Below are 17763 nucleotides of genomic sequence, written 5' to 3'. Positions count from 1 at the left end.
CGGCCGCAGGGGCCGGGTTGGTCAAGCCGCGTATCTGTACTCGTTGATGACGCCGCCCAGTACTCGGGTGCGGAGGAGTCGGTGAGGTCGGTCGAGGGCGCCCGGTGCTCCTGGGCGAGGGGAGGAAGTCGCCCCCCAGGCCTGGGGGGCGATGGCCGTTGTAGCGGAAGGCGTAGACGTCGAGCACGCGTCGAGCGTGGGCTTCGTTCAGGATCAGCAGGTGGTCGAGGGCCTCGCGCCGGAGTGTCCCGATGACCCTTTCGCAGTGCGCGTTCATCCGTGGGGCCCGCGGCGCCGTCTTCGGGGTTTCGATGCCCTCGGACGCGAAGACCGCGTCGAAGGACTCGGTGTACTTGCGGTCCCGGTCGCGGACCAAGAAGTGCAGCGACTCCAAGCGCAGGCCCAGGTCGACGGCGAGGTTGCTGGCTTGCTGGACCGTCCACTGCGCGGTCGGATGCGCGGTCACACCAGCGATGTGCAGGCGGCGCGTGCCGTGCTCGAGGAAGACCAGCGCGTAGACCCGGCGAAGATCGACCAGGTCGATGTGCAGGAAGTCGCAGGCGATGACGCCGTCGGCCTGCGCCGTCAGGAACTCTCGCCACGTCGGCCCACCTCTACGGGGAGCAGGGCCTACTCCGGCAACAGTCAAGATCTCCCAGACCGTGGAGGCTCCGACCCGATGCCCGAGCCGCGCGAGCTCGCCTTGGATCCTGCGACACCCCCACGTGGAGCTGCCGTGCCGCCGTGAGGTTGAGGGCCCACATGGTGCCCTGCGTCCGTTTCACCGGCCGCTCGTCTTCCTCGGCTGGTGTGATGTTGCAACGCAGTCCCATTGGGGTGCGGCCCGCCGACCGGGCCGCACTCCATTTCACAGATGTGCTGTTGCCAGGCTTTCTGTGTGGGTCCTTCCGTAGTTTTTCGGGTTCTGCTGGTGATCTCGCTTTCACGGGCGCCGGTCCACTCCTGGAACGGGCGGGCGGTGTCTACGCGTCGGAGTCGGGCGAGACGATGTCCCAGGTTCCGAATCGGGTCAGGCCGGCTGATGCGGCCGCCGCCACCGAGGCGTGGTTGTCGAGCTGGCAGCGGTACTGCGGTTCGTGTTTCCGTGCGAGGGCGTGCCGGGAGATCGCACGCACGAGGCGCCGGGCGTGGCCCTTGCCCCGGTACGGCGGGAGTGTCAGCACGCCGAGGTCGGCCAGCGGCGCGTCGTCCCACGGGTACATGCTCGCCACGCACACCAACTGCCCGTCTTCGAACGCCCCGTAGACCGCCCAGTGGTCCAGCTCGACGGATGCGTCGTCGAGATCCTGTTCCGACGCCGCTTCCTCGAACTGTCCGAACACGTCTGCGTCGGCCTCGGTGAGCGGGCGGATTGAGGGGGCGTCCGGTTCGCCGAGCAACGTCTCCCGGGCCTCGTCGGTGAAGTAGAAGAGGTTGTCGGCCCCGTGGAGCGGGATGCCGGACTTTTCCAGCTGCTGCCGGAAGCCCGCTTTGTCGACCGGCTGCCCGCTTTCCAGGCCCACTGCCTCGGCGACCGCCGGGGTGAGCAGAACGCGCGTCTTCCCATCGGTCGTCGTGAGAATGGTGAGTCGTTCGTCCTCGTCGAGTGCGGCGTCGACAGTGACACTGAAGACATCGTCCTCGTGGAGGAGCCGACTCGTCGGGGAGGGGGTCAGCCAGAAGTCGGTGATGGCGGAAGGAAACATGGTGGGTGCTTTCTGCTTGTCGTGGTCGGGGGAGGTCAGAAGGGTTTGACGAGACTGACCGCGCGGTCGGTGACGGTGAAGCCGAGGCTCTGGTACAGACCGAGGGCGCCGGTGGGGCTTTCGGCGTCGACATCGAGTACGGCGTGGTCGAGCCCCTCGGCCCGCAGCGCCCGCAGTACGTGGGCCAGCAGTGTGCGAGCCAGCCCCTGCCCCCGTGCCTCCCGCCGTACGCCGACGGCTGTGACGTAGCCGAACGGGCCGCCGCGCAGCGGCCACTCGTCCGGCGCCACGTCGACGAAGACGAACCCGACGACGCGTTCTCCACCGTGTGTGTCGGGGGCGACGGCGAGTACGGACAGGTCCGGGCGGAATGCTTCCAGGCGGTCACCGGCGGCCCATTCGGCGGCGGTGGTCGGCTGGCTGCCCCAGTGGTCGCGGAAGGCGTCGTTCATCGCGGTCCTGGCACGCTCGTCCCACTCCGCGCTGTAGGCCACAAGCCGCACTCCTGGGACGGTCGGCTGCTCGGCGACCGGCGAGGCGAGGTCGCGTTCCAGTTCCAGCCACCACCGGGCGCGCTCGTAGCCGTGTGCTTCCAGGAGCCGGATCGCAAGGGTGGCGTGGTCCTGCGCGCTTGAGGCGAGCCACCCGGGCAGGGCGGCGTCGCTCGCCGCGAGATGCTGAAGTCCGCGGGCCTCCTGCCATGCCAGCAGCGCTGTGCCGATGCCTTCGCGGCGGCGGTCCGGAACCACCGTTCCGTCGAGCTCTACCCAGACGATCGTCTCCTGGCTCGCCCGGGCCGTGGCCGAGCCGTAGGCGACGGCCCGCCCGGCGGTGTCGATGGCGATCACCGCGTCGCGCTCGGGGTCGAAGACCTCGCTCCTGAACTCCTCTTCCAGCTCATCCCGCGTCACCAGCGAGCGCGGATGGTCGATCTTTCCGGCGGCATGCGCCAGGTCGAGGATCAGGTCGATGTCGGCGGCGGTGGCAGATCTCCAGGTGAGCCCGTCACCGGCCGTGGGCAGCGCGATCGACGACGGAGCGGTCACTCGATCGCGCAGTGCGCGGAGTTCGGGGCTGGAATGTGCGGTCCCACTCACGGGGGATCCTTTCTCGGCGCCGACAGCACCCATTCCAGGACTGCTGCGGCGGTGGGCTGAAGGAGAGCGGGTGAGGGCGCTCGCGTCTCGTGGGGGATCGCCTCAGCCACAGCCAGTCTGTTCAGGCTTCGCCCGCTGCTGGACCGATCGTATCGATTGAAAACTACGAAAAAAATTGATTAAAGCTGTGCCCTGTGTGGTGATGCCGCGTTGGGTTGGCCATGGGGGCGGGGTGCGTTGTGTTGGATTGTTCCGGGCGAGGTGTTGGGGATCGCGGAACCACCGATCCTGCCGTCGAGAGTGTGCCCGTGGGGTGGCAGGACGTACGACACGCTGCCCCATGCCGAAGTCGAGCCGCGAGAGTGACGGGAATTGGGATCGTGCTGAACGCTGAGCGGCTTGCGGCCTTCGGCGTCCACGATCACGGTCGGGCAGCCGGAGCCCACTGTGAGGCTCCGGCTCCCTGGGAACCGTGCATGCCGCTCGTCGCGCACATGGCTCGAACGGGCCGCAGGCCGGCTCGATCAGCGGACGGCGGCAAGAGCCGGCCTGCCGGCCACGAGGAAGGTCATCACTGAGTGATGGCGAGTCCGAGTGAAGCGATGGCCATCGCGAGGTAGGCACCGGGAAAGGCAATATTGTGAAAACACGGGCACGGAAGTGGGCGGCCATGGCGCCGACGAAGAACAGAACGAGGCCGATCGCGGCGGCGATGCCGATGACCCGGAACCCCAGGAGTCCGACGGCGAGCCCGACAGCCCCAGCAGCTTTCAGTGAGGCGAGCATCGGGAGCCAGGTGCCGAGCTTGACCACCACACCGTCGCCAGCGTCCGCCTGACGGCTTGTCGGGAAGGCCTTTGCATCCAGCCGCTCGACGTGCTTCCGGGGCACTCGTAGGTGCCCCTCGCGGGTGTGGAGCTGCCGTGCCGCTGCGAGGTTGAGGGCCCACATGGTGTCCTGCGTCCGCTTCGCCGGCCGCTCGTCTTCCTCGGCCGGTGTGATCTTGTGGATGTTCTCCAGGATCCACTGCTGTACAGGCAGAAGCTGCTCCCACCCGAACCGCTGCGCGTTCACCCACCGTCCAAGGTCCTCGCCCTGGACGACGACGTCGCCCGCAGCCTCCGGGAGCGTGCCGCTGGCCTTGACGTGGTTCTGGACGAGGCGGTAGCAGCGCTGCCACTCGGTGTCCCAGGCAGGCCACCATCCCGGATCGATCGCGCTCAGCTCGTCCCGCCGCGCCTCGGGCGGTGGCCGGGTGCGCCCGCCCGTCGGCGCACTCGGCACTGTCCCGGTGCACCGCAACGAAAGGGGCCGCCTGGTGAGGGAGGCACTCGTGCTCCGGGCCGTGCCGACGGGCTCAGTCGGTCGTGTTCGGGCGGTCGGCGGCGGCGACGAGGTCGGCGAAGGTGAGCGGTTCGCCCGGGGCAGGGGCGGGCGCCGGTGCGGCCTGCGTGGTCAGGCCGTCGAGGGCAAGGTCGAGATGGCGGTGCAGCAGCGTGCCGTCCGCGTCGAGCCGGGAGAGACCACTGGGCAGGGGGTGGGACAGCCGGATCGACAGGAGGATCAGGTCCCCCGCCCCCACCTCGGGGCGCAGCCGGCCGGATTCGTGCGCCGCGCGGATCAGGTGGTCGAGCGCCCTCGATGTGTGGGTCCGGCTTTTGATTAACTCCTGGTCGACAACGAGCCGTTCGAGCAGCACCGGGATTACCGCGCCCATCCGGAGGCCGGCTGCCGCGTGGACGAAGCGCCGCACCGCGTCACCCTCCTCCCGCGCCGCCTGGTGGGCCGCGGCCTCAAGGCGTGAGAGCAGGTCACCGGTGAGATCACGCACGAGTGTCTCGCGGTCGGCGTAGCGACGGTAGAGCGTGGCCGGGCCCCACACCCGCCCGGCGCACGATCAGGTCCAGCGGGGCGTCCAGGCCCCGCTCCAGGAACACATCGCGGGCGGCATCCAGGATCCGTCGTCTGCTGCGTTCGGCGTCCGCCCCCGCATGAGATCCACCTTCCATCAATGAAGCGGAGGACTTCTCTCCGCATGTGCTAGCGTGCCGTAAGCGGAGAAAATGTCTCCAGCGTCGCGAGCCGCCACTCTTCCAGAAGCTGCAGCTCGGGCCACTGCAGCCCGGCCTCCCGTAGATCGGCGAGGGCCGGCCCGCGCCACAATGCGAGCGCCCTGTGCAGCAGGCCGGACGCCCCGCCCGGCCTGCCGCCGCCCAGCGCCCGGTCACCGCGCGTCCGGAGGTCCTGGAAAGGATGCAGGTCAGTACGGCAAGGGGGGTATCCGGGCGGCCTGGTAGTGAGGGAAGCGCCGTCGGCGCCGGTTGCCCCGAACAGGACCTTCCGTAGCCCGCTGACCGCGTTCTGCATCGACTGCCGTGCCGAAATCGGCGGATCGTCCTCCCACGGCGCATCGATGAGCCGACTGATGGGCACCACCTCGTCGGCGTGCAGCAGGAGGTATGCGAGAACGGCCCGCTGCTTGAGCGGCCCCAACTGCACCGGCTGCCCATCCGACAACACCTCGAAAGGCTCCAGCATCCGGAATTCGATCACTGTGGCCACGTCAATCGCGGCATCGTCCTCGGCATCGGTTAGCAGGGCCGGATGCTAACCAAAAGTATCATTTTACTCACAGTCCGTCACGATGGTGGGGGTCGATATCCGCCGCTACGTCGGTCGTCACAGGGCTCACGTCCCGGCGACGGGGGCACGGTCTGCTGTGAAGCTTCCCGAACGATCTCGTCACCCAGATCCGCGGCTCCCTCAAGGCCGGTCCGGCCGACATCCTCGCCGCTCTCGACGAGCTGCTGGCCAAGCAGCTGCAACCCCTGCGAGGGGCCGGCGATGCCGCCGCCCCGGCCGCGTGTGCACGTTCCCGTGTGCCTGGCTGGGCGCCGAGAGGCGTACGTCGACCACACATCGCGTGATGTGACATAGGTCACCTTGCCACATTGGAGGCGTCATGTGTTTATCTGCAGCTGTCCAACATTTGGAGGTTTCTATGGAGGGGTTGAGAGAGCCGCGCCGTGCCGCGACCCTGTCCGCCCAGGCCGCTGATCAACTACGGGAGCAGATCGCCTCCGGCCGCTGGCCGGTCGGTAGTCGCGTACCTTCCGAACACGAGTTGGTCGCGATTCTCGGAATCAGTCGCAACACCGTGCGAGAGGCCTTGCGTGCTTTGGTGCATCTGGGCCTGCTGGAAGCCCGTGCCGGAGACGGCACCTACGTCCGGGTCGCCAGCGAGTTGGAGGCAGTGCTGGTGCGCAGGGCGGCAACGGCACATCTGTCCGATGTCTTCGAGCTGCGCGCGGTATTGGAGGAGCATGCTGCGGGGCTGGCCGCGCAGCGTCGGACGAGCGCAGACGTGAAGCGATTGCGGGAGCTGCTGCACAAGTCGCAGGAGACCAACTGTGCCGGTGAGATGACCGCGTTGGCTGACGTCGATGGCTCATTCCACCTGGCGGTGGTGGAAGCGGGCGGGAACGGGTTGCTTGCCGAGGTCTACAAGCACTTGGGGAGCGCGCTGGCCGCAGCGGTCGCCGGGCTGACCTGGGGCAGGGATATCGCCGCCGAACACGACCACTGGCACACCACCCTCGTAGAGGCCATTGCGGCGGGAGATGCGGTGACTGCCCGCTCCGCCGCCTCCACGCTCGTGCGGATCAGCCGTCGCGCCGCGCTGGGGCAAGAGGGGGTGCATGAGCGTGACTGTTCCGAAAGGCGCTGACGCTCCCGGGGTCGAATCCGACGGTCACCAGGGCGGAGCGCCTCGCGTGGGGTTGCTCCTGGTTGGGATCTTGCTTGTTGCGGCGAATCTGCGGGCGCCGCTGACAGGTGTCGGCTCGGTGCTGCCGATGATCGAACACGACACCGGCTTGTCCAGCACCGCGGCAGGACTGCTCAACGCTTTGCCACTACTGGCTTTCGCGGCCACGTCACCGCTGGTGGGCAGGAGTGCGCAGCGGCACGGAACCGAGCGTGTCTTGTGGATCGCTTTGCTGGTGCTGACGGTCGGCATTGTGCTGCGCTCGCTACCAGGCGTGGTGACCTTGTTCGCCGGCACCGTGGTCATGGCAGCAGCGATCGCCTACGGAAACGTGCTGCTGCCCTCGCTGGTCAAGAGCACTGTTCCCGAACGGCGGATCGCCGCAGTCACCGGGCTCTACGTCACTGTCATGGGGTTGATAGCCGCGGTCTCCTCCGGGGTGTCCGTGCCCCTGGCTGACCATCTTCCCGGAGGATGGCATACCGCGTTGGGCTGCTGGGCGGTGCTGGCGCTACTCGGGGTCCTGGCCTGGGCACCGCAACTGGCCCGTCGCCGGCCCGTAACATCCACCGCCCCCGGAGCGGGGCAGGCGCGTACCCTGTGGCGTTACCCACTGGCCTGGCAGGTCAGTGCGTTCATGGGACTGCAGTCCCTCGGTTTTTACACCACGATCGCGTGGTTGCCCAGCATCGTGCACGACCACGGCGCCTCCGAAGGCGCCGCCGGCTGGCAGCTGTTCCTGCTCCAGGTGACCGGTCTGGTCTCCAGCAGTACTGTGCCGATACTCGCCCGACAACTCACTGACCAACGGCTGCTGGCCGTCAGCGGTTCATTGATGTGCGCCACCGGATACCTGGGGCTGCTCCTGGCCCCCGGGATGGCGACCGCGTGGAGTGCACTGATCGGCCTTGGCGGCGGCGCCTGCCTGGTGTTGGCGCTGACGTTCCAAGGCCAGCGTGCGGCCGACGCGTCCCAGGCCGCCGCGCTGTCCGGCATGGCCCAAAGCGTCGGCTACCTCCTAGCCGCCGTTGGGCCCCTGCTGTTCGGCTCAGCCCACGACCTCGCCGGTGGGTGGACTGTCCCGCTCGGCCTTCTTGTTGCGCTGACCCTCGTTCAGGGCCTCTTCGGCCTTGGAGCTGGTCGCGCAGTCCGCCTCCCGCAATCAACGACCGCCCAGCTGGCACCGGAAAGGATTCGATCCGCATGAACGGAACGACCTGCTTCAGTTACTTGGACACTCCCATGGCAGCACCGCTGTCCATCACCGAACTCATGCCCGGCGCCTATAACGTCATGGAGTACACCGCCGTTGCCGCCGGCGAACAGGTGCTGATCCTGACGGAGAACTCGGTGGACCCTGTGGTGGTGCAGGCACTGGCGGCAGCAGCCGCCTATCGCAACGCCGAGGTGCACGTTCTGGCCGTTCCCCCGTTCAGCGCGGGTGGCTGGGACTCCGAGCGGCCATCACCAATGCTGTCGGCCATCCACGCCGAGGCTGATGTGGTGCTCTCCTGCACATGGTGGGGTGAGGTGCACAGCGACCGCTTGTTCTTCGACGAGGTTGCCAAGCGCAAGGCCCGGTTCCTCTCACTGCACCAGACCGCGACCGCATCGGCTCTGGCCACCGGTGCCCGCTTCCCGCTGGAGCTGTATTTCGCCTTGGAAGCTAAGGCGACCGCACAACTCGCCGCAGCCAGCGAGATCCGGGTAACCACCGCTGCAGGCACCGATGTGACCTTCCGTGACTTCGCCACCAGTGGCCATCACGCTCCTCTCATCGCTGGAATGTGGCGGCCCTTCCCTTACGGTGGCGTCAACTTCTACCCCAACCGCACCGACGGGCTGCTGGTCATCGAGGAGTCCACGGTCACCGGCACACCGGCCGAGCCCACCACGATCGAACTCACCAACAACGTGGTAACAGCGATCGAGGGCGCGACTGCCGCCACCGAGCTACGTCACTATTCACCAAGGGGCTACTACCTGCGGCACGCCCTGATCGGACTCAACCCGAAAGTGCGCTCAAGCGGTGGCACCCAGTTCGAACGGGAGAAGCACGCCGGTGCGTTCTACCTTGGCCTGGACGCCCTGACCGAGGAGGGGGAGCCTGACCGTAGCGGGCCAGGACACGCCCACTGCGACTGCCAGTTCGACAAGCCGACCATCACCATTGACGGCACACCCTTTATTGAAGACGGCCGCCTCCGCCTTCTCGAAGATCCCGAAATCCGCGAACTGGCCGCATGGTTCGGTCCCGTCGATGTGCTCCTCGATTCCAATCCCCGAATGGTGCTACCTGCCAGATACACACGGTATTAACTAACCCTCTGCGGTAGCCCCAAGAAATTGTGCATGGCTACCGAGGCTGAACTATCTGGGCCACGGAGTGGCCCAGATAGTGGAAGCACGGAGTGCTTCAATAGCCCACCCTGTCGCGTAATTTATGCACCGTTTCCGAAGGTATTATCCGGCTTCAGATGGTGCGCGCTGAGTCCATAAGACAGCTGGGTATCAGTGTGGGTGGGTGGGGTGGTGTCAGTGGGTTGGGTGTCAGCCGTTGAGTTCCGGTGGTCGAGCGGTCTGAGCTGTTTCTTTGGGGACTGATGACTGGGGTTCGTGGCTGTCATCGGGTGAGGAACTGGCTTTCATGTGTTGAGAGTTGCTTATAGCACACCAGGTGGGTGGTTGACGTGGGGATGCCTGTTCCTGTGCACGGCGTCCGGGCGCGGGGATGTGCTGGTGGGTATGACTGCTCAACCCTCGTCACCCGCTACCGCCACCCCGGACCCGGGGGAGGGGGCGGGGTTGTCGTCTGCCGCTTCCCGGGCGATGTCGCTGTCCTCGCCTTCCCGGGACCGGGCGCTGGCCCGGCAGGCGATCGTGCGGCTCTGCTCTCGCTGGACGAGACCGGGACGCTGCAGACGGTGCACGTCCGTATCGCTGCCCAGACGACGGGAGTGCATGTCCGTACGGTGTGGCGCTGGCTCGCGGCCGCGAAGGAGTCGGGCCGGGCAGAACCCGCTCCGCGGCGTGCAGGGTTCGCTCTTGATGATGCGTTGTGGGCCCGGCTCGGGGAGCTGGCCGGGAACGTGAAGGCCCTGCACCGGTGGATGGGCGAGCACGCCGATGAGGTGCTTGCTGTCCTGGGACGGGACAGGCTCCCGTCGTTGACGACACTGCATGATGCGGTGCGCCGTGAGTACCGTGCGGGCCGGGTGCTGGAGGTTTCCCGGCCCTCGTACGCACGCCTGGACCCGCGGGGGTATGACCGGGCGTTGGCCGAGTTGGCGTTGCCGGGCACCATCGACGAGGCCGGCCAGGCGACCGTCGAACCCGCACTGCAGGACGACACCGACAGCTCCGATGCGGCAGGCACCTCGCCGTTCACCGACGGCGTGCGCTTGTACGTACCGGGCGCGCACGTCGTGTCGCCCAAGCAACTCGGCGCGGTCACCGAAGCGCTCGCGCACACCATCGCCGCGCACGGGGCCGTGTGCGTGTACGGGGATACCGGACATGGCAAGACGGTCGCGGTCCATCAGGCGCTGCGCCTGTTGCCGCACCGTATCCCGGTGCACCGCGCGCTGGTGGCGGTGAAACCGGCGCTGCCGCAGCTACGGGCCGCGCTGCTCACCGCGTTCGGTTTGCCCGCCACCGCTTTGACGAACCGCACGGACGCGGCGGACCGCGCGCTGTTCGAAGCGTTCCAAGCCCCGAGCGTGCTGGTCATCGACGATGTCCAGCGCATCGCCGCGCCTGAGCTGGACTATCTCCACCTGCTGCTGGACGCGCCTACGACCCAGACTTCGCTCGTGCTGTGCGGAGCGGGCGCCGAGCGCACCCTCGCCCGGGCTCCCGCGCTGGCCTCACGCGTGCTGACCTGGCAGCACGTTCCACGCCTGGATCCCACGCAGGTCCCCGGCGTGCTGCGTCTGTTCCACCCCTTGTGGGACACCGCGACCCACACCGAGCTGCTGCATACGGACGAGACACGCGCACACGGCAACTTCCGTACCTGGGCGAAGATCACCTCGCACGCGTATGCCGCCCTGGACCGTCACCCCGAGCACACGGTCGATGCCGCCCTTTTGGCCCAGGCCTGTGCCCGCCTTGGCCCGCGCCCCTGCCCCTGACCCATACCTCTGCCCGCCTCCACGCCGGGCAGCTCCGCACGCGCGGGAAGGACCACGATGGACACCACGCCCTCCCACACCACCCCCACCCCGGCGTCCGCGCCCGACGAGGCCGGGCCCGCCCTGGACGCGGTGTCGTTGACCGCCCTGCGCGCCCCAGCCGTACGGCATCTGCTCGCGCTGCGCGCCGAGCGCCGTCTCACCCGTGCGCACGTCCGCACCACGGCGCAGTGCCTGAACGTCTCCGACCGCACCGTATGGCGGTGGCTGGCCGATGCCACCACCGCCCCCCGAGGCCACCATCACCCCAGGAACGCGCCGTTCCGGCCGGTTCGAGATCACCCCTGAACTCCGGGCGCTGCTGGCGTACTGGCACGGCAACGCCTCCGCGGTCCACCGCTATTGAGCCCTGGTGTGGGTTGGGGTGTGGGTGCGGGGCTGGGCTGGGGTGCTGAAGGTTGGGTGAGAACCGTCCGGGGTGTTTTCAGATGATGGATCAGGTGGTCTGGCCTGGTGTGGTGTCAACTTCGGTGAGAATGCCTGGCGTTGTCACAGATGGGTGTCCGCGTCTAATGGCACGTCCGTGTTTTTGCTGGTCAGGGGCGTTCTGCCTGGTCAGAGGGGTTGGGTTAGTGGCCTCGGGTGGTGTCGTTGGTTTCGGCGAGGTGGTCCAGACGGATGGCTTCCAGAGATGTTTTGGTGATGCGTTCAGTGCCGTCGAGAATGCTGGTGATCGCGGCTTGGCGGATCAGCCGGGTGAGGCTCCCGATCCGGCCTGCGGTCCGCTGGCGGAGGTATGAGGCGTGGCGGGCAAGTGTCCCTGCCCGGTGCGCACGCAGATCGAGTGCTGCCTCGACCCCCGCGATCAGTTCACGGAACGGTTCGTGTTTCCCGAGCCGTGCCGGGAACGCCCCGCATTCCACGAGGGAGGCCCGCCCGGCGAGTTGCGCCCCGCGTACCCCGCTGAACAACGCTGTGCTGGTGATGTCAATTCCTGCGTACACGAACGTCGCCCTGATGCGTTCGGTGAGGTCTTTCAACAGGTCAGCGGTCTCCGTGCCGGTCGTGGTGCGGGGGTTGAGCCGGTGGATCTCGTCGATGAGGACCAGCCGCACCCCGGCCTGGTTGTAGGTGTGGCAGACGGCATCGGTGATCTGGGCCTGCGTCATCCGGCTGGTGACGGGAATGCCGAGATACCTGGCGAACTCCGTGGCGAGGGCTTTCGCGGTCGCTGTGGGCGGGACCAGGACGTAGGCGACCGGCACCGGTGCATGCACGCCAGTGGCCGGTGGCGGGTCCCCTTGAATGTGGGCGAGGTGGCAGGCGCGCCCCACGTGGAGCAGCGGTGTTTCCCACCGGGTGTGAAGCCGCGATCGGCCGAAGGCCCACGGTCGACTCGGGACGACCCCCGTCCTGTGCCGCGGCCCGGGACGACCCCCGAGCTATCCCGCCTCAGCGCACGGTGATAACCAGCTTGCCTGTGGTGCGGCCCGTCTCTCCCAGAACGTGGGCCTGGGCACCTTCGGCGAGGGGGAAGGTGCCGGAGACGTAGGCGCGGAGACTTCCCCGGTCGACGAGCTCGGCTATGGCGCGCATTCCGGCCTGGTCGTGCTCAACGAGCAGGGTGACGGCGCGGACCTGTGCCTTCTCCGCTGCTGCCTGGGTGTCCTTGTCGCCTGGCAGGAGGGAGACCAGGACACCGCCGGGGCGGAGCACGCTCACGGAACGGGTGGCGGCCTCGCCGCCCAGGGCGTCAAGGACGACGTCGTAGCGCTCTTCGGTGTTGGTGAAGTCCTCAGAGCGGTGGTCGATGCAGACATCCGCGCCGAGCTCGCGCAGAAAGTCATGCTTGGGGGCGCTCGCCGTCCCGGTGACGTGCGCGCCGCGCTCCTTGGCGATCTGTATGGCGAGATGACCGACACCGCCGGCCGCAGCGTGGATCAGGACCCGCTGCCCAGCCCGGAGGCCCGCGGTCTCAACGAGGGCCTGCCAGGCGGTGAGCGCGGCCAGCGGCAGAGCGGCAGCCTGGACGTGGTCTATACCGACGGGCTTGGCGGCGAAGGCGCGGGCGGGGCCGGTCACGTACTCGGCGTGGGAGCCGGCCCCGTGCGGGTAGGGCAGCATGCCGAACACCTCGTCACCGGGCCGGAAGAGGGTGACGCCGAAGCCGGTCTCCACCACGGTGCCGGAGACGTCCCAACCCAGGGTCAGCGGCGGGGGCGGCAGGAAAATACTCAGAGCGCGGTGCTTGAAGTCCGTGGGGTTGAGTCCGGCCGCGTGCACGGCGACGAGGATCTGCCCGGGCCCGGGCGCCGGGCGCGGAACCTCGGTCAGCTGCAGGACCTCGGGGCCGCCGAGGGCCGTCTGGTGCAGGGCGAGCATCAAGGGGGCGCCATCCGGGGCAGCAGGATTAGAGGAGTTTGTGGCGGCCGCCGGGTCCGGGGAGTTGAGGTTCTCAAGTGTCTCCGTCGAAGTCATGCCTCGATCCTGGCCCTACGGTCCGGCCCGGGGCGATGGCAAGAAGGTCAGCCTTCGATACATTCTTGCCATGCCCATCTACCCTGCCGCCCGCCGTGCTCCCGGCGGCTGCAGTACTCCCAGTGTCCGCCCCGCCTCCGCCGCGCCCTCCCGGGCCAGTGACCTCGCCTGTCGTGCGGCCGAATTGAATCGCCTGATGCGCCCGGAACCGCGGCCCGGCGCCCACAAGGTGGTCGTCCTTGTTCTCGACGGGGTCTATCCCTTCGAACTTGGCATACCTCACCGGGTCCTGGGCTCCGCCAATGGCCGCTACGAGGTGTTGTCCGCGAGCGTGGACGGGCAGCCCGTGCGTACCGACTCGGACCTGACCGTCACCCCCGGACACGGTCCCGAAGTGCTGGTCGAGGCGGACACCGTGATTATCCCTCCGTACGCGATCACCCAGGCCTCGGCCGCCGCCGCGGACTCACAGGCCCTCGACGCCCTGTCCCGCGTCCGCCCCGGTACCCGTCTGGTGTCCATCTGCACCGGCGCCTTCCTGCTAGCCGCCGCCGGTCTCCTGGATGGGCGCCGGGCTACCACCCACTGGGCACTCACCGACCATTTCCGGGAACTGTTCCCCCGGGTCGAGCTTGACTCCGGCGTGCTCTTCGTCGACCACGGTGACGTGCTGACCTCAGCGGGGGCGGCGAGCGGTGTCGACGTCTGCCTGCACCTGGTGCGCCAGGACCACGGCAGCGAGGTGGCCAACCAGGTCGCCCGATACTGCGTCGTGCCGCCGTACCGAGACGGCGGGCAGGCGCAGTACATCGAGCGGCCGCTGCCGCCAGCGAGCGGAACCGGCACCGGGCCGACTCGCGACTGGGCGCTGCAGCGGCTGGAACTGCCGTTGTCGCTGGACGAGCTGGCCGCGCACGCGGCGATGAGCACCCGTACCTTCGCCCGGCGCTTCCAGGAGGAGACCGGTCTGAGTCCCGGCCGCTGGCTGACCCAGCAGCGGCTGCGGCGGGCGCGGCACCTGCTGGAGTCCAGCGACCTGCCGGTGGAACGGGTCGCCCACAAGGTCGGCTTCGCCACCGCCACCTCGCTGCGGCGGCACCTGGCGGCGGAGGCGGGGGTCGCCCCGTCGGCGTACCGGCGTACTTTTCGTGCCCCGGGTCCGGCCGCGGGCGATGGGGGCCCTGTTCTCCTATAGTCTGCCCTTTTCTCGTATAGCTACCGTCAGGTGGCGTGTAGCGCTGAGTGATTATGTGGGGCTGCGGTCGTGCTGCTGGAGAGCGGCGAAGTCGGCGTGTGCTGCTGTGACGGCATCCGGATACGCCTTCCGTTTCTCGTGCTCAGCAAGGGCTCGGTAGATGCTGGAGAGGCTGGGACTCTGGCCCTTGCGGCGGCCGGTGGGGATGATCAGGTCGGGCTGGATCTGCTCTACCGTCTCGCCGCCCGCGCGGCGGCGCAGAACGGTGTGCAGCATGTCGTCGGTGATTACTGGGGGCCGGCCGCCGTGCTTGCCCTTGCGGACCGCGGTGCGGTTCGCCTGGTAGCGGGACCTTCGTACCGGCTGGGGACGACGCGGGCGCGCCTGGTAGCGGGGGCTTCGCACCGGCCGGAGACGACAACGGCGGGCCTGGTAGCGGGGGTGTCGCACCGGCTGGGGACAACGAGGGCGGGCCCGGTAGCGGGGTCTTCGCACCGGCTGGGGACAACGAGGGCGCGCCTGGCGCTGGCACCTTCGCGCTGGGCAGTTGATTGTGCTGAGTATGGCCCGGTCCTTCGGTCTGCCGGAGGGCCGGGCCTGTGCCGTATTCCTGGCAGGCCGTTCGCGTACGACCTTTCGGATCCGATGCGGTTCCGACTGCTGGCCTACCAGCGCATCCCGAGCGCATCGAGGTCCGCGCGGCGTTGTTCGGGGAGTTTCGCGGCGCGTTTGCGGACGTTGTCGAGCCAGGTGCCGAGCTTGACCACCACGGCCCCATCAGCGCCGTCCCGACCGCCTTCCAGGCCGTCCTTCACCTCTACCTGCTCAGCATGCTTCCGGGGCACCCGCAGATGTCCTTCACGGGCGTGGTACTGCCGTGCCGCCGTGAGGTTGAGGGCCCACATGGTGTCCTGCGTCCGCTTCACCGGCCGCTCGCCTTTCTCGGCCGGTGTGATGTTGAGGGTGTTTTCCAGGATCCATTGCTGTACGGGCAGGAGCTGTTCCCACCCGAACCGCTGCGCCGAGACCCAGCGTCCGAGGTCTTCGCCCTGGACCACGACGCCGCCCGCAACCTCCGGGAGGGTTCCGCCGGCCTGGACGTGGTTCTGGACCAGGCGCAAGCACCGCTGCCACCCGGTGTCCCAGACCGGGCACCACCCCGGATCGATCGCGTCCAGCTCATCCCGCCGCGCCTCGGTCATCGCCCCGGCCGCAGTAGGCACTGGGCGGCCGGCCGCGCGGAGCTCCTCGTTCTCCCGCGCCCTCCGGGCCGACGCCCGGGCGTTCTTCGCCCACACCCCGATCGGATGCCCGTCCCACACCGCGGTGGTCGGCGGGAGGAAGTGCCCGTGAGCGGCGGCATACTCGCGGGCGACGGCGACTCCGTCCGCCCAGGCCGCGTCCTGCTCCGACCACACCATCCCGAGCTTTTCGAGCTCGGCGACCCGCCCGGCCTCCAGTGTTCCGGCCGTGTAGGCGCGGCGCTGGTCGGCGATCCACTGCCCGAGCGGATACCGCCGACCCCGCCCCAGCCCTCCGGTGTGACGGCCGTGTACGGCACCCGCAGCACGGTGTTCTCGGTCTCGCGCAGCCACCGTCCGGCCGCCTCGATCCCGCGCCGCCAGTACGCCCCTTGAGGTTCCCCCGCTGTGCGGGAGTGGCTGACTAGCTGGTCAGGGCGGGTTGACGTGGTTTCAGGTTCACTTGTTCGGCTGCTGCCTGGTTGGCGTAGTGCTTCTCCTCGTACTCGATCGGGCTGAGGTAGCCCAGCCGTTTCTGGATGCGGCGGGGGTTGTAGAAGCCGTCGATGTACTCGAAGAGCGCGAGGTTCGCTTCGGCCCTGGTGGCGAAGACGCGGCCGCGGATGCACTCGGTCTTGATGACCATCCACAGGTTCTCCGCCAGGGCATTGTCGAACGAGTCGCCGACCGAGCCCATGGACGCCTGGATACCGGCCCTGACCAGGCGTGTCGTGAGCTTCACGGACGTGTATTGACAGCCGTGGTCGGCGTGGTGGATGAGCTCGCCGGGGGCGACTTCGCGGTTGGCCAGGGCGTATTCCAGCGAGGTGAGGACCAGGTCGGCGTCCGCGCGGGCGGAGGTCTCCCAGGCGACCACCCGGCGGGAGAACGCGTCGCGGATCGCGGACAGCCACAGCGGCCCCTCCCCGGTGGGGATCATGGTCAGGTCGGTGACCCACAGCCGGTTCGGCCCGTTCGCGGTGAAGTCGCGCCCGACCAGGTCAGGGGCGAGATCGGCGTCCGGGTCGCGCCGGGTGAAGCCCTTGCCCCGGCGGGGGCTAATCCCGGCCAGGCCGGCCTGGCGCATGAGCCGCTCGACGCGCTTTCTGCCGACGTGGACGCCCTCACGCCTGAGGACGGCGTGCACGCGGGGTGAGCCGTAGATCCCGCCGGACTCGGCGTGGACCTGGCGGATCCTGCTGGTCAGCTCGGCGTCCCGGCGGCTTCGTTCGCACGGCTCGGTCTCGGCCTGGCGCCACCGGTAGTAGGTGGAGGAGGGGATGGAAAGTTCCCGGAGTACGGGCTCGACCCCCAGATGCGGGTGCGCGTCGAGGAGCGCGGTCACCTGGGCCGGGTCGGGTCGAGCTGGGCCGCGAAAAAAGCCGAGGCCGTCCGCAGGACCTCGTTCGCCCGCTTGAGCTGGGCGTTCTCCTTGCGCAGGGCGGCAAGTTCCTCACGCTCGGCGGTGGTGAGCAGGTCGCCCCGCTCGCCGGCGTCGGCCTCGGCCTGGCGGATCCAGTTACGCAGGGCCTCGTGGTGCACGCCGAGCTCCTCGGCCATACGACGGATCACAGGCTTCGGCTCGGCAGTCCGGTACATCTGCACCGCACGCTCACGCAACTCCAGCGGGTATTTTCTCGGGGCAGGCATCGTCTGGGCTCCTCTCATGAGACCCATCTGACCCTCTGTCACCCATCCCCGCATCTCGGGGGAACCTCACCTTCCGGGTCGATGACCCGCAGCCGCACGAACTGGGCGGGCACGGCCGGGGCGCGTTCCTCACGGAACAGCAGAACCCCGGCTGCCGCCCTGCTCAGCACCACCGCCCCGTCTCCGTCCTCCAGGACGTCCTCGCCGTCGTGCTCCTGGTCCTGGTCGTCGGTGTGTCGTGCCAGGCAGTGGCGGCGGGACCGCCGGCTGCGGAAGAGGGGGTGGCGGCGGAACCGGGAGCCGAGGGTCTGTGGCCCGCGCCGGTCCTCGAACGGCCCGACGGCAGGCTGGCCTTGCCCCGTACCGGCGTGGGTACCGTCGTACGGCCCCCGCCTGGCCGCCCGCACAACCATTCGGGGTCAGCCCCGGTCCAACTCCTCATGCGGAAACGACTTGTCTCCACCCTGGCCCTGACCGCGGTAGCCGCCTGCGGGGCC

General features: G+C 68.7%; 18 protein-coding genes and 2 pseudogenes. 6 read left to right on the top strand and 14 right to left on the bottom strand.

What is annotated here, in order from left to right; translation table 11 throughout:
• Positions 1–205 precede the first annotated feature (205 nt).
• The 6 genes and pseudogenes from OG520_RS00695 to OG520_RS00670 form a co-directional block, all read right to left on the bottom strand.
• Positions 206–277: pseudogene (locus tag OG520_RS00695) on the bottom strand (integrase); the annotation flags it as partial.
• A 706-nt stretch (positions 278–983) separates the two neighbouring features.
• Positions 984–1706, bottom strand: coding sequence for a GNAT family N-acetyltransferase (locus tag OG520_RS00690; protein WP_406011758.1), 723 nt, complete (start codon positions 1704–1706; stop codon positions 984–986).
• A gap of 35 nt (positions 1707–1741) precedes the next feature.
• Positions 1742–2803, bottom strand: a complete 1062-nt coding sequence (locus tag OG520_RS00685) for a GNAT family N-acetyltransferase (RefSeq protein ID WP_406011757.1) — start codon at positions 2801–2803, stop codon at positions 1742–1744.
• 102 nt (positions 2804–2905) lie between these two features.
• A complete protein-coding gene (locus OG520_RS00680) occupies positions 2906–3589 on the bottom strand; it encodes a DoxX family protein (protein ID WP_406016383.1) in 684 nt (227 codons plus the stop codon).
• A gap of 571 nt (positions 3590–4160) precedes the next feature.
• Entirely contained in the window at positions 4161–4634 is a 474-nt protein-coding gene (locus OG520_RS00675; RefSeq protein ID WP_406011756.1) for a hypothetical protein, read from the bottom strand.
• A gap of 209 nt (positions 4635–4843) precedes the next feature.
• On the bottom strand, positions 4844–5365 hold the full coding sequence (locus OG520_RS00670; RefSeq protein WP_406011755.1) for a BTAD domain-containing putative transcriptional regulator: 522 nt from the start codon (positions 5363–5365) through the stop codon (positions 4844–4846).
• Positions 5366–5804: 439 nt separating this feature from the next.
• On the opposite strand from OG520_RS00670, the gene OG520_RS00665 reads away from it, so the two are divergent.
• From OG520_RS00665 to OG520_RS00655, 3 genes are read left to right on the top strand one after another with little or no spacing between them, the layout of a single operon-like run.
• A complete protein-coding gene (locus tag OG520_RS00665; protein ID WP_406011754.1) occupies positions 5805–6530 on the top strand; it encodes a FadR/GntR family transcriptional regulator in 726 nt (241 codons plus the stop codon).
• A gap of 46 nt (positions 6531–6576) precedes the next feature.
• Complete coding sequence (locus OG520_RS00660; protein ID WP_406011753.1) at positions 6577–7776, top strand: CynX/NimT family MFS transporter; 1200 nt, start codon at positions 6577–6579, stop codon at positions 7774–7776.
• Positions 7773–8888 (top strand): hypothetical protein, encoded by a 1116-nt coding sequence (locus OG520_RS00655; RefSeq protein WP_406011752.1) that lies wholly within the window; start codon positions 7773–7775, stop codon positions 8886–8888. The genes OG520_RS00660 and OG520_RS00655 overlap by 4 nt, the downstream gene beginning before the upstream one ends.
• Positions 8889–9322: 434 nt before the next feature.
• Here the strand turns inward: OG520_RS00655 and OG520_RS00650 are convergent, their stop codons facing one another.
• On the bottom strand, positions 9323–9532 hold the full coding sequence (locus OG520_RS00650) for a hypothetical protein (RefSeq protein ID WP_406011751.1): 210 nt from the start codon (positions 9530–9532) through the stop codon (positions 9323–9325).
• Positions 9533–9736: 204 nt separating this feature from the next.
• On the opposite strand from OG520_RS00650, the gene OG520_RS00645 reads away from it, so the two are divergent.
• Complete coding sequence (locus OG520_RS00645; RefSeq protein WP_406011750.1) at positions 9737–10702, top strand: AAA family ATPase; 966 nt, start codon at positions 9737–9739, stop codon at positions 10700–10702.
• 57 nt (positions 10703–10759) lie between these two features.
• Entirely contained in the window at positions 10760–11050 is a 291-nt protein-coding gene (locus OG520_RS00640; RefSeq protein ID WP_406011749.1) for a hypothetical protein, read from the top strand.
• Between the two features lie 281 nt (positions 11051–11331).
• On the opposite strand, the pseudogene OG520_RS00635 reads toward OG520_RS00640, so the two are convergent.
• Together OG520_RS00635 and OG520_RS00630 are read right to left on the bottom strand one after the other, a co-directional pair.
• Positions 11332–12051: pseudogene (locus OG520_RS00635) on the bottom strand (TniB family NTP-binding protein); the annotation flags it as partial.
• Positions 12052–12154: 103 nt separating this feature from the next.
• Positions 12155–13180, bottom strand: coding sequence for an NADP-dependent oxidoreductase (locus OG520_RS00630; protein WP_406011748.1), 1026 nt, complete (start codon positions 13178–13180; stop codon positions 12155–12157).
• 196 nt (positions 13181–13376) lie between these two features.
• On the opposite strand from OG520_RS00630, the gene OG520_RS00625 reads away from it, so the two are divergent.
• Positions 13377–14375: a GlxA family transcriptional regulator gene (locus OG520_RS00625; RefSeq protein WP_406011747.1), complete on the top strand. Its 999-nt coding sequence runs from the start codon at positions 13377–13379 to the stop codon at positions 14373–14375.
• 51 nt (positions 14376–14426) lie between these two features.
• Here OG520_RS00625 and OG520_RS00620 read toward each other — a convergent pair whose 3' ends face one another.
• The 5 genes from OG520_RS00620 to OG520_RS00600 form a co-directional block, all read right to left on the bottom strand.
• On the bottom strand, positions 14427–14780 hold the full coding sequence (locus OG520_RS00620; protein ID WP_406011746.1) for a hypothetical protein: 354 nt from the start codon (positions 14778–14780) through the stop codon (positions 14427–14429).
• Between the two features lie 260 nt (positions 14781–15040).
• The gene (locus tag OG520_RS00615; protein ID WP_406011745.1) at positions 15041–15970 is read right to left on the bottom strand and encodes a helicase associated domain-containing protein; all 930 of its coding nucleotides are present in this window, start codon (positions 15968–15970) and stop codon (positions 15041–15043) included.
• A 70-nt stretch (positions 15971–16040) separates the two neighbouring features.
• A complete protein-coding gene (locus OG520_RS00610; RefSeq protein WP_331747561.1) occupies positions 16041–16961 on the bottom strand; it encodes an IS3 family transposase in 921 nt (306 codons plus the stop codon).
• Complete coding sequence (locus tag OG520_RS00605) at positions 16958–17266, bottom strand: transposase (RefSeq protein WP_329196993.1); 309 nt, start codon at positions 17264–17266, stop codon at positions 16958–16960. Before OG520_RS00605 ends, OG520_RS00610 begins: the two co-directional genes overlap by 4 nt.
• Before the next feature lie 38 nt (positions 17267–17304).
• Positions 17305–17679 (bottom strand): hypothetical protein, encoded by a 375-nt coding sequence (locus OG520_RS00600; RefSeq protein ID WP_406011744.1) that lies wholly within the window; start codon positions 17677–17679, stop codon positions 17305–17307.
• Positions 17680–17763 lie beyond the last annotated feature (84 nt).

It is taken from the genome of Streptomyces sp. NBC_00984 (genome assembly GCF_045162475.1).
Lineage (GTDB): Bacteria > Actinomycetota > Actinomycetes > Streptomycetales > Streptomycetaceae > Streptomyces.
This window is presented reverse-complemented; position numbering and strand designations above follow the sequence as displayed.

Coding starts and splice junctions, on each gene's coding strand:
- OG520_RS00605 (WP_329196993.1), bottom strand. CDS start 17,266: ATGCCTGCCCCGAGAAAATACCCGCTGGAGTTGCGTGAGCGTGCGGTG.
- OG520_RS00640 (WP_406011749.1), top strand. CDS start 10,760: ATGGACACCACGCCCTCCCACACCACCCCCACCCCGGCGTCCGCGCCC.
- OG520_RS00665 (WP_406011754.1), top strand. CDS start 5,805: ATGGAGGGGTTGAGAGAGCCGCGCCGTGCCGCGACCCTGTCCGCCCAG.
- OG520_RS00680 (WP_406016383.1), bottom strand. CDS start 3,589: ATGCTCGCCTCACTGAAAGCTGCTGGGGCTGTCGGGCTCGCCGTCGGA.
- OG520_RS00600 (WP_406011744.1), bottom strand. CDS start 17,679: ATGGTTGTGCGGGCGGCCAGGCGGGGGCCGTACGACGGTACCCACGCC.
- OG520_RS00630 (WP_406011748.1), bottom strand. CDS start 13,180: ATGACTTCGACGGAGACACTTGAGAACCTCAACTCCCCGGACCCGGCG.
- OG520_RS00625 (WP_406011747.1), top strand. CDS start 13,377: ATGCGCCCGGAACCGCGGCCCGGCGCCCACAAGGTGGTCGTCCTTGTT.
- OG520_RS00650 (WP_406011751.1), bottom strand. CDS start 9,532: ATGCACTCCCGTCGTCTGGGCAGCGATACGGACGTGCACCGTCTGCAG.
- OG520_RS00690 (WP_406011758.1), bottom strand. CDS start 1,706: ATGTTTCCTTCCGCCATCACCGACTTCTGGCTGACCCCCTCCCCGACG.
- OG520_RS00655 (WP_406011752.1), top strand. CDS start 7,773: ATGAACGGAACGACCTGCTTCAGTTACTTGGACACTCCCATGGCAGCA.